The sequence below is a fragment of the Cohnella baijiui genome (assembly GCF_020731285.1).
Lineage (GTDB): Bacteria > Bacillota > Bacilli > Paenibacillales > Paenibacillaceae > Cohnella.
Map to the genome: position 1 here is coordinate 14,500 of NZ_JAJFOW010000024.1, position 16,205 is coordinate 30,704.

At 61.2% G+C, this 16,205-nt stretch carries 11 protein-coding genes; all 11 read left to right on the forward strand.

The features are described from left to right. The first annotated feature begins 30 nt into the window (after positions 1-30). The 11 genes from LKX83_RS19905 to LKX83_RS19955 all read left to right on the forward strand — a co-directional run bounded on the left by LKX83_RS19905 (position 31) and on the right by LKX83_RS19955 (position 16,161). Positions 31-2,412: a family 78 glycoside hydrolase catalytic domain gene (locus tag LKX83_RS19905; RefSeq protein WP_227884164.1), complete on the forward strand. Its 2,382-nt coding sequence runs from the start codon at positions 31-33 to the stop codon at positions 2,410-2,412. A 123-nt stretch (positions 2,413-2,535) separates the two neighbouring features. Next, a complete protein-coding gene (locus LKX83_RS19910) occupies positions 2,536-3,648 on the forward strand; it encodes a GntR family transcriptional regulator (protein ID WP_227884166.1) in 1,113 nt (370 codons plus the stop codon). A gap of 256 nt (positions 3,649-3,904) precedes the next feature. Further along, positions 3,905-5,575 carry an ABC transporter substrate-binding protein gene (locus LKX83_RS19915; RefSeq protein WP_227884167.1) on the forward strand — a complete coding sequence of 557 codons (1,671 nt, stop codon included), beginning with the start codon at positions 3,905-3,907 and terminating at the stop codon, positions 5,573-5,575. A gap of 129 nt (positions 5,576-5,704) precedes the next feature. Next, positions 5,705-7,621 carry an outer membrane protein assembly factor BamB family protein gene (locus tag LKX83_RS19920; protein ID WP_227884170.1) on the forward strand — a complete coding sequence of 639 codons (1,917 nt, stop codon included), beginning with the start codon at positions 5,705-5,707 and terminating at the stop codon, positions 7,619-7,621. Between the two features lie 15 nt (positions 7,622-7,636). Further along, the gene (locus LKX83_RS19925) at positions 7,637-8,470 is read left to right on the forward strand and encodes a carbohydrate ABC transporter permease (protein ID WP_227884172.1); all 834 of its coding nucleotides are present in this window, start codon (positions 7,637-7,639) and stop codon (positions 8,468-8,470) included. An 83-nt stretch (positions 8,471-8,553) separates the two neighbouring features. After that, on the forward strand, positions 8,554-9,453 hold the full coding sequence (locus LKX83_RS19930) for an AraC family transcriptional regulator (protein WP_227884174.1): 900 nt from the start codon (positions 8,554-8,556) through the stop codon (positions 9,451-9,453). Positions 9,454-9,542: 89 nt separating this feature from the next. Next, positions 9,543-10,529, forward strand: a complete 987-nt coding sequence (locus tag LKX83_RS19935) for a phytanoyl-CoA dioxygenase family protein (protein WP_227884175.1) — start codon at positions 9,543-9,545, stop codon at positions 10,527-10,529. 890 nt (positions 10,530-11,419) lie between these two features. Then, positions 11,420-12,223, forward strand: coding sequence for a sugar phosphate isomerase/epimerase family protein (locus tag LKX83_RS19940; RefSeq protein ID WP_227884176.1), 804 nt, complete (start codon positions 11,420-11,422; stop codon positions 12,221-12,223). A gap of 205 nt (positions 12,224-12,428) precedes the next feature. Further along, positions 12,429-13,580: an endospore germination permease gene (locus LKX83_RS19945; RefSeq protein WP_227884178.1), complete on the forward strand. Its 1,152-nt coding sequence runs from the start codon at positions 12,429-12,431 to the stop codon at positions 13,578-13,580. Further along, a complete protein-coding gene (locus LKX83_RS19950) occupies positions 13,520-15,013 on the forward strand; it encodes a spore germination protein (RefSeq protein WP_227884179.1) in 1,494 nt (497 codons plus the stop codon). The genes LKX83_RS19945 and LKX83_RS19950 overlap by 61 nt, the downstream gene beginning before the upstream one ends. Continuing rightward, positions 15,010-16,161 carry a Ger(x)C family spore germination protein gene (locus LKX83_RS19955; RefSeq protein ID WP_227884181.1) on the forward strand — a complete coding sequence of 384 codons (1,152 nt, stop codon included), beginning with the start codon at positions 15,010-15,012 and terminating at the stop codon, positions 16,159-16,161. The genes LKX83_RS19950 and LKX83_RS19955 overlap by 4 nt, the downstream gene beginning before the upstream one ends. Positions 16,162-16,205: the final 44 nt, after the last annotated feature.

Sequence of the window (16,205 nt, forward strand, 5' to 3'; positions counted from 1 at the left end):
AAGATCCGGACGAAAATGGGGGACAGCTTCATGCATACAGCCAGTTGGACGGCGAAATGGATCTGGGCGGCGGGCGCCGCAGAGAGCAACGATGTGTACGCCGAAGCGCGAAAGACGTTCGAGTGGGAAGGGACTCCGGTACAGGCGACGCTCCGCGTTTCGGCCAATCAAGTCTATCAGGTCTATTTGAACGGCGAGCGGGTCGGACGGGGACCGGCGCCGGCCGACTTGTCCTGGACGACCTACGATACGTACGACGTGTCGCGCCTGCTGCGCGAGGGCACCAACGCGCTCGCCGTCGTGGCGAACAATTTCGGGCGCGAGCCCATCGTCACGCAGCAGCTTCAGGGTCCGGGCGGACTCGTCTGCCAGCTCGATCTCTTCGATCCGCGCACGGAGTCGGATGAGCCCGTCCGGTCGATCGCGAGCGGCCCCGACTGGCGGTGCCGCCGGTCGCCCAAATGGCGGCCGGCGAGCCGTCTTCACCGCTGGGGCGGGTACCGGGAGCTGGCGGACCTCTCGCGAGAGGACGGCTGGAAGCGGGCGGACTATGACGATCGCGCGTGGCCGGCTGCCGTCGTCGTCGCCGAGGCCGCGCAGCCCGGATCGCCGTGGCCCCGCCTGCTGCCGCGCGATATCCCGCCCCTGCGGGAGACGATCGTGGCGCCCGCCGCCGTCATCGCCGCCGAAGGCTATCTGGGCGCGGTCTCCGCACCGGAAGCACTATTGGCGGGAGGGGGAGGAGGCGCGACGCTGGACGCGTCGGTTCCGGGATCGGTTCCGCAAATCACGTACGACTTCGGCGCGGAGAAGGTCGGTTATCCCGAGCTCGCGATCGAGGCGCCGGAGGGCGGCGTCGTACAGCTGCACTACGGCGAGTCGCTGGAACTGGCCTTGACGGACACGTTTCTGCTGCGCAAAGGCCGGAACGCGCTCGCGCCCTTCGGCCGGCGCGCGTTCCGGTATCTCAAAGTGTCGGCCATGGCGACACCGGCGCCGATCCGGATCGAACGGCTGGACATGCGGTTCGTCCATTACGACTTCGCGGGAAACGGACGGTTCCGGTGCAGCGACGAGCGGCTGAACCGCATTTGGGAGACGGGGCGTTATACGACCGTCGTCAACAGCCAACATCACTTCGAGGATTGCCCGTTCCGCGAAGGCGCCCTGTGGGTCGCCGACGCCGTCGTCATGGCCAAGGTCGTCTACCAAACGTTCAGCGACGCCGCACTCGTGCGCAAGTCGCTGCTGCAGGGGGCCCGGATCCAGAACGAGGACGGCTCGATCCCCGGCACCGGTCCGCAGCGCAATCCCTTTTTGCTGCCGGATTTTTGCGCGCACTGGCTCTTCGGCGTTTCGGCCTATTACGATTATTCGCACGACCGCGCGTTTGTCGAAGAGGTTTGGCCCGCCGTGCGGAAGCTGGCGAACTGGTTCGCGGACCAGGAAGACGAACGGGGGCTGTTCGCGCGCGCGGACCGGGACGGCTGGTGGTGCTTCATCGACTGGTCGGACGACATCGACCGGCGCGACCGCGTGACGGCGATTTCCTGCTTTTATTACAAGTTTCTGCGGACGGCGGCGCCGCTCGCGAAAGCGATGGGCGAATCGCGGCTCGCGGACGGCTGGAACGCCAAGGCGGAGGCGCTGCACCGGACGCTGCGCACGCTGCTCCGCGACGAAGCGACCGGCCTCTTCGCGGATTGCCTGACCGATGCGGGGCGCTCGCCCAGCATCACGGCCCAGACGAACTTCGCGGCGGCATGGTCCGGCATCATGACGCCGGAGGAGACGGTCGCCTTCGTCCGGCAAACGTATATGCCCGGCAAGCTGCCGCCGATCCGCGGCGCGTTTTTCTTCCACATCGTACTCGAGACGCTGTTCGGGCACGGTTGCGCGAACGAAGCGATCGCACTGATCCGCGACTATTGGGGGGAGATGCTGGATCGCGGGGCGACCACCTGGTGGGAGACGTTCGATCCATCGCTGCCGCGGCCGACGACGCCGAGTCCGTATCTCGGCCATACGCCGACGTACCTGGAGGACGCCATCCCGGTCAGCCTTTCGCACGGATGGGGCGCTTCTCCTACGTATCTGCTGAGCGCCGCGCTGCTCGGCGTCGACGTCTCCGCGCTCGGCGACGGGGCGGTGACGCTCCGCCCGAACGCGGTGCCCGGCGTATCCTGGGCGGAAGGTGTCGTGCCGACCCGTTACGGCGATATCCGGGCAAGCTGGAAACGGGGGGCGGACGGCGCGGTTCGTTTCGAGGCGGCGCTGCCGAAGGGGCTGCGATGGATCGGGAGAGGACTGGAGGCTGCCCGCGAATCCGCTCGGGACGGCAAAACCGTCGTGATGGGGACGGTTTTGCCGGGTCCGGACAGGGAGGGGCGCTCGGCCGCGTCCGCGCGCTAGCCGGGTCTCCTCCTCCTTGGAGGCGAAAGGCGGCTTGGCGCCGAACGCGCCGGGCCGCCTCTTCCCTTGCGAAAATGAGCATACTAAAGTATACTTAACCCAACTCGGGAGGAGTGGGTTGGCATGGATACAGAAAAGCTGGACAAGACCCCCATGTACCAGTACGTGATGAACGATATCAAACGGAAGATCGAATCGGGCGAGCTGAAGCCGCACGATCCGCTGCCGTCCCAGATTGAGCTGGCCAAGGCGTACAACACGAGCGAGATTACGTCTCGCCGCGCGTTGTCCGATCTGGTACAGGAAGGCTACGTATACCGCATTCGCGGCAAGGGCAGTTTCATCCAGGAGAATCCGGTGGTGCAAGCCACTGGCGCGAAGCCGATCCGCACGATCTATTTCGCGCATTTGAGCCATACGGTAGAAAGCTTCGACCATCCGTTCTTCAGCGACATGTTCGACGGGATCCGGGCGATCTGCGAGGAAAACGGCATCGCCTTTTACCTGTGGGACATCGGCCAGGACTACGAGCTGCCGGATGACCCGTATGCCGGGATCGTCCTGCACACCGCGAGCGCGAACGACTCCTTCGACCCGGATCGCCTTCGCGCCTGGCAGCGGGAAGGCCGCCGCATCGTGACGGTGCACTTCTACTATCCGCATCTGGGCATCCCCTACGTCATCGTCGACAATTTGACGGGGGGCTACCTCGCCACGCAGCACTTGCTGTCGCACGGCCATCGCCGCATCGGCATCGTCGTCACCGGCGACTCGATTCTGGAGGTGAACCAGGAGTTTTCCCTCCGGCTGCAGGGATACCGGCTCGCCTTGTCGCAGCACCAGATCCCGTTCGATCCCGAGCTCATCGCCTGCGTGAGCGGGCACGACGAGCGGGAAGCGATGGGCGAAGAGGGATTCGCCCGGCTTATGAAGCTGGCCGATCCCCCAACGGCGATTTTCGCGACCAGCGACTACAAGGCGCTCGGAGCCATCCGCGCGGCGCGCAGGGCGGGCTTCCGGGTGCCGGAGCAGATTAGCATCATGGGTTACGACGACGTCAAAGTGAGCGAATTTACGCATCCGCGGCTGTCGACCGTCAACCAGAATACGCGCAAGCTCGGCGAGCGGGCGGCCGAAATGCTGCTGTTCGAGATGAAGGACGGTCCCGGACTGCTCAAGGACGAGATCGTACCGACGCTCATTCCGCGGAACAGTACGGGTCCCGCGCCCGCCTGATGATTGAAATAACGTTGCGCTCGTCCGGCCCGGCCGGCGGTCGCGCCCGAAGGCTGTCGTGACATTCGCGGCAGCCTTTCTTTTCTCCGCGCGGCTGAAAAAGCTGTTGCGCTGCATGATCAATTACAGTATACTTTTAAATATAAAGTATACGATAACAAATCGAGCATACTTTATAACGGCGAATGGGCCGTGTTTTTTTACGAGCTTGCGTAAGCGCTTTTATACCAATCGGCGAAATGAAGGGGAGATCTGCATGTGGAAAAGGAATGGTTCGGCCGCGCTGATCGGCGTGCTGATGGCGTCATCCTTGCTCGCGGCTTGCAGCCAATCGAACGATGCGGCGTCGCCGAGTCCGTCCGGCACGGACTCGGCGACGCCGTCGGCTGCGCCTAGCGCGTCCGCGAGTCCGTCCGAGAGCGCGCCCGCGCTGAACGGCACGATCAGCATCTCGCTGCCGAACGCGTCGTCCTCGGTCTGGAACGCCGTAGCCAAAGGCTATATGGCAAAAAATCCGGGCGTCAAGGTGACGGTCGACAACAAGCCGTTGGAAGGCTACAAAGAATGGTTGACCGCGCAGTTCGCGGCGGGGACGCCCGACGTGGACATGGTCGTCAACAACGAGGTCGCCGGCTTGATGAACGACCGCAAGTTCATGGACTACTACCCTTATTTCGACAAGACCAATCCGTATACCGACAAGCCCTGGAAAGACTCGTTCGATCTGTCGGCCATGGGAATCAACCTCGAAGGCGTCGGACCCGAGGATTACCTGTACAACCTGAACTTCGAATCCGTGCAGATTGTCTGGATATACAACAAAGAGATCTTCCAGAAGGTCGGGATCGCTGAGTCTCCCAAGACGTTTAACGAGATGATGGACGACTTCAAAAAGATCAAGGAAGCCGGCTATACGCCGTTCGCCTTGGCGGGCAACGCGACGTCCATGTGGAGCGGCCAGGCGGGGTGGCTCGTGCGGATCTATGCGGACCAGTATTTGCGCGACTACATCAACATCGCCCGTTCCCAGCCGCAGGACTATACGTACCTCCCGGAGATCGACGACGGCTGGAAGTACGATCTGTCCGACCCGTACAACGACGCGAACAGCAAAGTCACGAAGAACGAGCTTCGCCAGCTGAAGGCGATCAAAGACAAGGAAGGGCCTTACCAAATCGCGGGCAACCCGAAGTGGGCGGCCTACGCGGACAATTTGAAGAAATTGTTCCAATACGTGCCGAACGGCTTCTTCGGCGTTAAGGACGACCAGGCATACAACCTGTTCCTGACCGGCAAGGCGGCGACAATGGTCGGCACCCCGGCCTCCTACTGGCAGCTGCCGAAGGACTTCGCGGACGAAGCCAAGACCGGCGCCAAAGGCGGCGTCAAGCCGTTCGACTACGGCTTCTACAACATGCCGTCGATGGAGGGGCCGGAGGTTATGGCGCCCGCCCGGACGATCCAGATTCCGATCGGCTTCTACGGGTTCGTCAACAAGAGCGCGGAGCAGAACGCGCTGAACGCGGACTTCATGATGTACCTGACCAGTCCGGAAGGCTACGGCGTCTACGTGAAAGCGATCCAAGACAGCTCCGACGCATCGCTGTCCGGCGCTCCGGCGCTCAAGGACGTCACCCTGCCGCCCGAAATGACGAAGGCGTTTGCGGACTTCGCTCCGATCGGCAATACCGAAGGCTATCAGAGCCCGGGCAACAGCCTCGCGCGCGGCTTGATGGACTACCAGCCGTCCGTGCAGGATTGGGTCGGCAGCGTCCAGCGATTCTTCGACGGCAAGCTCACGACCGAGCAATACCTGAAGGAGCTTCAAACGAACGTCGACAAGTATTTTGAACCGATGTTGAAGCAGGGCAAAAAGGAGCTGTCGGACCTGGACACGCCGGAGCGCCGGCCGCCGGAACGCAAGTAACCCGTATCCGCCCGCTCGATCAGCTCCGCCGACTGCACGGCCGATCGCGGTCCGTGCAGTCGGTGCCTAGTCCGATGCGGCGCGAAGCGCCGCCGGACGGCAGGCACGGACTCAGGAAGGAGAAGCCTCATGAGAAGAACCGCATGGATCCTGCTCGCGCTCGCGCTTCTGCTGGGGACGTCTCCGCAGATCGCGTCCGCGCAGGCGCAATGGTCGCTGGAAGGCGCGGGCGACATCACGTCCATCGCCGTGGCGGAGGACGGCAGCCGCATCGCGATCGGCAGCCATGGCGCCCGCACGTATGTCTACGACAAAGAAGGGAACAAGCTTTTCGAAGCGCCGGCGAACAACGTCGTTAACGCCGTCGATCTGCTCGCGGACGGCACGGTGCTCGCCGCCTCCGACGATAGGCGCTTGTACGCCTACGGCCCGGACGGCGCCAAGCGGTGGGAAGCCGATCTGAAGCGGCAGGTCAAGAGCATGTCCGCTTCCTCCGACGGCTCGGTCGTCGCGCTCGTTCTCCAGCGAAACAACGATCTGGTGTTCGTGAACGGCGAGACCGGCGAGACATCCGGGAGCGCGCCGATCGGGACGGCGCTGCGGTTCGTCCAAGTATCGGGCAACGGCGAGCGGATCGTCGTCGCCTCGGGCGACCAGTTCGTCTACCTGCTGGACAAGACCGGCAAGCCGCTCGGCAAGCTGGGCGCCGGGGGGCAGATCCAGTCAATCGTGGTGTCGGACGAAGGCGTGTCGGCGATCGGGACGAAGCTGGGCGAGGTCGAGCTGTTCGACGCACAGGGCAAGCTACAGCACAAGCTGAAGACGCGCGACATGGTGTCGGCCGTCGCCTTCTCGAAAGACGGCAAGATGGTCGCGGTGTCCGACTTGTCCGGCTACTTCTATATTTTTACGATACAAGGCAAGAAGCTGTGGGAGTACAAAGCAGGTGACACGGGCCGCGCGGTTGCGTTCGATCCCGAAGGCAAGACGCTGTATGCCGGGACGGACGACGGGCGAATCCTGCCCTTCGATACCGGCAGCGTCGTAGCCCAGGCGAAGAGCGACGCCCGCATACGGATGCTTGTTTGGGCCATCGGATCGGTCGCGGCGATCGCGCTGCTCTACGTGCTGCTGACGGCGATGAGGAAAAAAGGCAAACTGGGCGTGTTCAGAGAGATTTGGCGGTCCAAATGGGTGTACCTCGGTCTCGCGCCGAGTTTCCTGCTGATCTTTTTGTTTCTATACTTTCCGGCGTTTTCCGGTCTGTTCCATTCCCTTTACAAATGGCAGCCGGGCGGACGGACGACGTTTATCGGCCTCGACAACTTCAAGCGCATGGTGCACGATCCTTACGTCACCAAAGGGCTCGGCAACTTGATCATCCTCATCGTCACCGGCCTTATCAAATCGCTCATCCCTCCGCTGATCGTCGCCGAGTTGATCTACCATTTGCGCGGCAAACGGCTGCAGTACGGCTTCCGTACCGCCTTCACCGCGTCGATGGTCATTCCGGCCGTAGCGGGGTTGCTCATATGGCAAAATTTTTACGACCCGAACCTCGGGCTGTTCAACAACTTCCTGGAGCTGATCGGACTGGGCTCCTGGGCGCACGGCTGGCTCGGCGACCCCAAGACGGCGCTGTGGGCGCTCATCTTCATGGGCTTCCCCTTCGTCGGGATTCTCCAACTGCTCGTCTTCTATGCCGGGCTGCTGGCGATCTCGGGCGAGCTGATCGAATCCGCCAAGATCGACGGAGCGAGCCTCCCCCGGATCATCCGCTCCATCCATCTGCCGCTGCTGGCGGGGCAGTTCAAGTTTCTGATCATCCTGGGACTCATCGGCATCATCCAGGACTTCAACGGCATCATGATCGTGACCGGCGGGGGACCGATGGACTCCACCTACGTGCCGGCGCTGCAGATGTACTACGCCGCGACGAAGTTCAGCGAGCTCGGGTACGCTTCGGCGCTCGGGGTCAGCATGTTCGCCGTCATTCTCGTCATCACCATCATCAATATGAAGTTCATCAAATCGGCCGAGGACTAAGGGAGGGGCACCGTCATGTGGATTCGCAAAATACCGGATCTCCGCCAGCTGGCCATCGTCCTGCTGCTCGCGGTGCTCGTCTTTTTGACGCTGGTGCCGATCCTGTTCATGCTGTTCAGCTCGCTCAAGAGCAACGCGCAGATCCTCGGCAACTTCTGGGGCATGCCCTCGCCGGCGCGGTGGGGCAATTACAGCGAGGCGTTCTCGAGCATTTGGCGCTATATCGTCAATACCGTCGGATACGCGGTCGCCGGCAGCGTCTGCGTGATGCTGCTATCGGCGGTATCGGGCTACCTTTTCGCCAAAAAGTCGTTTCCCGGCAAAGAACTGCTGTTCATGCTCATGCTCGCCATGATGATGGTTCCGGGCATTCTGACGCTGATTCCGTCCTATGTCCTGTACGAAAACCTCGGACTGACGAATACGCCCTGGGTCATCATCTTGTCCTGCGCGGCCGGAGGTCAGGTGTTCGGCACATTCCTGTGCCGTACGTTCATGGCGGGTCTGCCGAGCGAGCTGTTCGAGGCGGCGCGAATCGACGGCGCGACAGAGATCCGGGTGTTCCTGCAGGTCGTCATCCCATTGTCGCTGCCCATTATGGCGACGCTGTTCATCATGCAATCGGTCGGCGTCTACAACGATTACGTATGGCCGCTCCTGACGATACAGAACAGCAGCCTCCAAGTCATCTCCGTCGGGCTGACCATCTTTACCAAGCAGTTCGGCATCACCGACATGGGCACCCAGTTCGCGGCTTACGCGATCTCCTCCGTGCCGCTGCTCCTCATCTTCTCCTTCGGGATGAAGTATTACATTCAGGGGATGACGCAGGGCGCGCTGAAGCTGTGACGAAGCCGCCCGGGGTCTTGCCTGCACTCCTCGACCGTGTATAATAGGGGGCACAAGGCCGGAGTCCGGAGGAGCGGGAGATCTTGACGACCGAACAGCAGCCCGATTGGCCGGACGTGCACAACGTCGGCGATATCGCCATTCAAGCCGGGTTCGTGCTGGGCACGCGGACGATACCGGATTACGAGCTCGTTTTCTTCCCCGAAGGCACCGGGACCTGGTACGAGGTCGAAGGCGACGCGCACCTGCTGGATGAGCCCTGCGTCGTCTTCACGCGTCCAGATGCGCCGCACCGCTACCGCTTCGATCCGCAGCGGAGCGTGCGGCATTTGTTCGTGCACTTTGATTACGAGCCGCTTCGCAACGGGGATCCGCGATATGCCGCGCTGCGGACGGGGTGCGATCGGCTGACGGTCGCGGACAGCCTGCTGCCGGGCATCGTCGCCCAGATGCTGCGGATCGCGAACCATCAGCCGCCGCATTGGAAGCGACGGCTGGCCGTGCTGCTCGCGGCGGCTTTGGAGGAGCTGTGCGCCTCGGCCGAATCTGCGGCCGCTAAGCCGGCGGACGCGCTCCCGCTGCCGATTGCCCGCGCGATCGCCTATATGGACGAGCGGCTGGCGGAGCCGCTCACGATTGAAGAAATCGCACGTCAGTCCGGGTGGTCGCACGAGCATTTCACCCGCACGTTCGCCGCTGCGGTCGGCACGTCACCCAAGCGCGCGCTGCTCGAGCGCCGACTCATGCGGGCGGAACGCCTCCTGATGGCCGGATCGATGACGGTTAAGCAGATCGCCTATGAAGTCGGCTTCCGCGACGAGCACCACTTCTCAAAAATGTACAAGCGCATCCGCGGCCACTCGGCCTCCGACTATATCCGGCAGTGCCAGGACCCGCTATTTCGCCATACGGCACACCTTGTCGATCCGCAGACGCCTTACCCGCTCAACTGCCATATTGTCGTGAACGGGCGGATCAAATAAATCCATCGAATCGCGGGTTCCCTCCATGGCGGCGAAGCGCGCCTGGCGGCACAATAGAGCTATCTAGCCGTCATAAGGAGGAATCAGCTATGGGACGAACCTATACGCCCCGATCGCGAGCGCATCAAGATCGTTATCTCGTCAGCGTAGACGAATACAGGCAGTATCATCGGGACGGATTCGTCATCGTACGGGGGCTGTTGCCGGCGGAAGAGGTGGAGACGCTTTTCGGACTGGCCGAACGGGTCAGACGCGATCAGCTTAATCCCCATCGCGCTGCGGATCCGGACAGCGCCGATCCGCTAAAGGAAGAGTTCGCCCAAGCGACCCGTGTGCATATGGTGTCGAGACGCGATCCGGACGCCGAGCGCGGCATGCTGCATCCGCGCATCCTGGACGTGACCGAAGCGCTCATCGGACCGGACGTGTATGCGCTTCAGTCCATGATGTTCCTGAATCCGCCGGGCAAAGGCGGGCAGGGGTGGCATCAGGACGCCTGTTACATCAAGACGCACCCGGATACCTTGATCGGCGCGTGGATCGCGCTCGAGCGGGCGGACGAGGACAACGGCTGTCTATGGGTCGTGCCGGGGTCGAACCAAGAACCGATTTATCCGCCGGAGGAGATCGGCGGCGGCAACGTGCATGCGGTGGACGCCTTCCGCGATTTGGATGCCGTGAGCAACGTCAGCCATCTGGACGATGAAGTGAATACGCTGTCGCGGATCGTGGCGAATTATCCGCCGCCGGTGCCGGTCGTGCTGGAGCCGGGGGACGTGCTGTTCTTCGACTCCCACTTGTTCCACCGGTCCTATCCGAACCGGACGGCCGACCGCTACCGCCGCTCGTACGTTTGCCATTATTGCAACGCCCGTTCGTGGGTGCCTTGGGACCATGACGGATACGAGGGCGACAGCGGCAACTACCGACAGATTCTGGCGCGCGGCAGCACCCATCTGCCGCATGCGGAGCCGGCATTCGGCACGGAAGTGTATTTGTCCGTGGAAGGAGAGGCGGAGGACGGCGTGCGCATGATGGGCATGCCGAACGGCATGATGATGCCGGTGCAGGGATAACGGAGTGCAAATGAACGTTATCATCCAACCGAATCGTGATGAGGGCCAGCCATCAGGCTGGTTCTTTTCTTCTATTCAGTTTAAGTAGCCTCCAATGGGACCTTCAGCGGAGCCTCTTGAGGGGCCTCCAACCATCCCCCGGCCCGCTCCAACGCGTCCCATAGCAGCTCGTGGAAAAAACCACCCTTATATGGTGTGATAGGGGTACACCGTGCCATAGCCGAGTCCCGGTTCACATTAAACAGGCAGGAGACGACCAACATATTTTTCTTACTCGACGCTGTATTCTCATATTCTTTGCTATCTCTATAGCGGTTAGTCTCGAACGAATGACCTGTTTGGAACATTGTTGGGGCTAACGGATGTCATAGCGCTTATTCGGCCCCCAAAACGGAGGTTTCTTTTCTAACGGTTCCATGCGCGCTTATTTGGACGAAACAACCTCTCTGCCTACGAAAAAACGGGAAATAGGCCCGCTGGCAACCGTCCCTCGTTGCAAACCCTCATTTTTGTCCAAATAGCGTCGCTCACAACCATTAGATTTTGCCCGCTTTTACGCACTTGCATATACTCCTCTGGTCAAGCACCGATTTCGGTTTTGAGCCGGAATTTCCGTTAATCCCTGGGCTGAGGCTTAAGCACGTTATTTCAGGATCTTTCTACTAGGGCCAAATCGAGAATTATGATTTGGCCTCCTCGCCTTAGTATCGAAGCCCGAAGCGGGTAACGTTCTCTTGCCGACGGATCCTTCGGAAGGATCGCCACGCGATCCGAAGATAAGCGCACAAAATCGGAGGTTATGCGGAGCGCCTCCCGCGCGTCCGCGCTACGATAAGAACGACGGCCGGGTGCGAAAGCCCGGCCAACAGGGAGAAGGAGGAATGCAGCGCATGGAACTTCGCACGTTCAAAGCTTTATGGGGCATGGAGGGAACTTATGCGGAACAGCTGGCGCGCGCTGCCGAAGCGGGCTATGCGGGCGTAGAAGCGCCGCTGCCGCCGGCAGGGGAGGAGGCCATCTTCCGCGCGCTGCTCGAGCGGCACGGATTGGCCTATATCGCGCAGATCGTCACCCAGGGGGACCACGTTTCCTCCTTCGCGGAGCAGCTCGCGAGGGCGGCGTCCTTTGCGCCTCTGCTCGTCGTTTCGCATAGCGCAAGAGACCGCATGACCGAAGCGGAGCAGGATCGCTTCTTCGCCGCGGCGCTGGAGGCGGAGGCGCGGGTCGGCGTCCCGGTCGGCCATGAGACGCACCGGATGCGCGCGATGTTTACGCCGTGGACGACGGCCCGGCTGCTGGACAAGTTCCCCGAACTTCGAATTACCGCGGACTTCAGCCATTGGGTGAACGTCTGCGAGTCGCATTTGGAGGATCTCCAGGAGGAGCTGGCGCTCGCCATCGGCCGGACGATTCACATTCACGGACGGATCGGCTATCCGGAAGGGCCGCAGGTGCCGCATCCCGCCGCGCCGGCTTATGGAGCCGAGCTCGCGCTTTTCTCGGGCTGGTGGGCGCGGATCGTCGCCGGCCAGGCGGAAGCGGGAGCTGCCTTTACGACGTTTACGGCCGAGTTCGGACCGCCCGGCTATATGCCCACGCTGCCTTTTACGAACGTACCGGTCGCCGATCTGTGGGAGGTCAACCAATGGATGACCGACTACTACCGGGCGCAATTTTCGGTTTGGCGCTCTTGAGGCGCGGTTCGAAATCCTTCTTCCTACTCATCCATACAAAAGGTCCGCGACGCGCTCGCGGGCCTTTTGGCGTCTGTTGCCGTTCCGACTTTCGGGGTTGGACAACCGCCCGGGCGTCTCCCGGCTCTGAATAGAATCCGGTTCGATCAGCCATACTCCAAAAGATGGAAACCGAATGCGGGAGGCTGCGCACGGAGGCGAAACGTTGAACGGAGCTTCGGATAAAATCACTTTCTTGCAAGTGTTCACCATTTTGGCGCTCATGAACGGGCTCGCCACCCACGTCATCTGCAATCCGATGCTGCTGCAGGCGTCCGGGCGAGACGCTTGGGTCACCGTGTTGGTCGGAGGCGCTTGCCTGTTGCTGTTCAGCCCCGCGCTGGTATGGATCAGCAGGCGATCCGGCCGGCAGAAGTGGCAGCCCTGGCTCGCGAGGCAGACGCATCCGGCCGTGTCGTGGGCCATGATGGTTCCGATTTGCCTTCAGCTGTATTTGATCGGGGCCATGACCGTGATCCATACCGTGAGCTTTAACATTACGAACTACTTGCCGGGCAGCTCGAAGCTGTCACTCGTCCTTCCGTTGATCTTCATTTGCTGCATGTTGGCCTGGTGGGGCATCCGGGTGATCGCGATCGCCGCCGGAGTGCTGCTGCCGATCGTCATCGGGCTCGGCATCTTCGTCGCCACATCCAATACGGACCGCAAAGATCTCAAGCTGCTGACGCCCGTCCTGGAGCATGGATGGGGGCCGGTCATGAATGGCTTCGTTTATATCGGCGGCGGTTTAATCGAAGTGATCGTCCTGCTGCTGCTTCAGCACCGGCTGAAGTCGAAGCTGAAAACGTGGCAACTGCTCCTGTATAGCGGATTTACGATCGGGATCGCGCTCGGTCCGATCGTTGGTGCCCTTGCGGAGTTCGGCCCGACCGAAGCGGCCAAGCAGATGATCTCGCCCTATGAGCAGTGGAGACTGGTCGAGATCGGACAGTACGTGGAGCATCTCGACTTTTTCTCGATCTTCCAGTGGATGTCCGGAGCGTGCGTGCGCATCAGCCTCGCCGTCTTTACGCTCGCGGAAATCGTTTCGCTAAGGGCGGGGCGCGGCCGAGGCTGGCTCATCCTGGGCGTCATGGCGAGCTTTGTCGTCCTGTCGATGATCCCGAACAACGATTATTCGTTTTATCTGATGATGTACCGTTACTACGTGCCGATTTCGTTTTACACCTTGCTTGGCCTATTCGTGCTGTGGACGTTGATCGCGCTGATAGCCAAGCCGAGTCAGGAGGGGACGTCATGCGAACGAACGCCTCGGAGCGGCGCAACGGAGACGAGCGGTGGACGGAGCAAAGGCTGAAGCGGCATTTTGCCGACTCGGGCGACGTCGCATTGAAAGGCTGCACGTTCGGCGAGCCGCCTTACGCTGTCCGCGTGATCCTGGCTTACCAAATCGGAATGTGCGACTCGAATCTGATCTACGAGGTGGTGCTGCCCGAGCTGGAACGCGGCTACTTGCTGCCGGATCGCGACAGTTTTCACCTGGATGCCTTGTCCTCCTTGCTGACGCTTCAGCCCCTCTCCGAAACGGCGGCGCCGGAGGAAGTGGACGATACGGTGTACATGGGCGATCTCCTCCTTTTCTTTCCCGAGAAAGGCGCCTTGTTCGCGGCGAATCTGGCCAACCGTCCCCGGCGCACGCCGGAGGAGTCCAGTGTCGAGATCTCGATCAAAGGGCCGAAGGATTGCTTCATCGAGGACGTCGTCACCAACGTTGCGTTGATCCGCAAACGCATCCGCAGCAACACGCTGAACGTGGAGAATTATATTCTGGGCAAACGAACCCGCACGAGGGCGGCGCTCCTGTACATTCGCGATATTGCGAATTCCGACATGCTCGAGCAAGTACGCCGAAAACTGAGGGAGATCGACGCCGACGGCGTATACAGCATCAATCAGCTGGAAGAGTGGCTTGTCGGGTCCCGCTTCAAGATTTTTCCGCTCCTCGATTTTACGGGCAGGCCGGACTATACGACGACCGCGCTCCTGGCTGGCCGATTCATTATCATCGTGGACGGCAATCCGTTGGTGCTGGTCGGGCCCGCCGGTCTGTCGCTCATTCTCAAGTCGCCGGAAGACGTTCATTTCAACTACTCCTACGTCTCGTTTGCGCGAGCCATTCGGGGACTGAGCCTGTTCCTGTCCATCTTCCTGCCGGGCATTTGGGTCGCGCTCGCCAGCTTCCACCAGGATCAGATCCCTTTCCGCATCATGGCAACCGTCGCGATGTCCAGAATGGGCTTGCCCTTTTCCTCGCAGTTCGAGATGTTCATCCTGCTCATGCTGCTGGAAATCTTCCGGGAAGCGGGGGTGCGGCTGCCGAGCTCGATCGGGCAAACGCTCACTTCGATCGGGGGGCTGATCATCGGAGACGCGGCGATCCGCGCCGGCCTCGTATCGCCGTCGGTGGTCGTCGTCGGCGCGGTGACGGCCGTATCGGGGGTCACGCTGGTCAATCAATCGCTGAGCACCGTCGTCAGCATCCTGCGGCTGTTCTTCTTTTTGATGTCCACGTTCCTCGGGATGTACGGCGTCATCCTCGGGATGGTGCTGCTGATCGGCTATTTGTCGCGGCTTCGTTCGTTCGGCGTCGGCTACCTGGCTCCGCTGTCCCCGCTTCGCGTGCAGGATCTGTTCTCGTCGTTTCTTCGCGTCCCCTGGTCCTACATGAGCAAGCGGCCATCCAGCCTGAAGCCCAAGGATCAAGATCGTCAAGATGAGGAGAGCCCATGAGGATCGTCCGCCGCTTCGCTCTCTGCCTGATCCTTTCCGCCGTTTCGGTCCTGCAAGGCTGCGCAGGCGCGAAGGACATCCAGAATCTAGCCTATGTCACCGCCTTGGGCGTAGACTTCGTCGAAGGCCAATACATCGCCTACGTGCAGGTGCTTAACTTTGCGAACGTCGCGCGCACGGAAAACAGCCAGCTCGGCAAGGAAATCCCGATTTGGGTCGGCAAAGGCGTAGGGGAGACGGTGTCGGGCGCCGTCTCGGACGTCAGCGTCATTTCGCAGCTGCGCCTCTTTTGGGGCCACCTGAAAGCGGTCGTGCTCACCGAGAACGTGATGCGCAAAGGCGTCGTGGACACGTACAATGCGCTAAACCGCTACCGGGAAATTCGCTACAACGTCCTCGTCTATGGAACAAAGGAAAATTTGCGGGATGTTCTCATCCAAAAGTCGCTGTTGAATTTGTCCCCGCTGGATACGATCATGTTTACGGCCGCCCAATTGAACTCGCAGCGCTCCTTCATTTTGTCCGTGACGGGCAATCGCGCCGTCGCCAATCTGAACGAGCCTGCACATGCGTCCATGCTCCCGTCGCTCGCGCTCGCGCGGCATAGCTGGACAGAGGACACGAAGGATAAATCGATGTTCAGAGTTTCCGGCGCCTACTTCTTCGAGAATCACCAGATGCGCAGCTGGATGTCCGTATACGATCTCCTGGGCATCCGATGGTCCGAGAGCAAGCTCCAGCGGACACCCGTTCGTCTGCCGATGAGCGGACCTCCGACCAGTGTCGTCGTGCTGAGCAACCCGCGCATGACCATCCGACCCGTCTCGGCGGGAGGAGACGTCCGCTTCGATCTGTCGGTCAAGGTACATGGCTATGTGAACGAGCTGATTAAGAACAACTCGATGACCACGCTGGAGCGGCAAGCCGGCGAAGTCATCCGGGGAGAGATCTTGGAGACTTACGAGAAGGCCTACAAGCTCCGGTGCGACCCGTTTAATCTGCGCGAAACCCTTTACCGCCGACAGCCCCGGCTATTCCGAAAGCTTTACAAGGGCGATCCGTTTTTTCTGCGCCCGGATGCGATCCGGGACATCAAGGTCCGTGTGCATTTGTCCAGCACTGGCAAATACAAAGGATTTACGGATTAGGCTAGCGGCAAGGGACCGCCCGCACGGGTGCCCTTGCCGCTTTC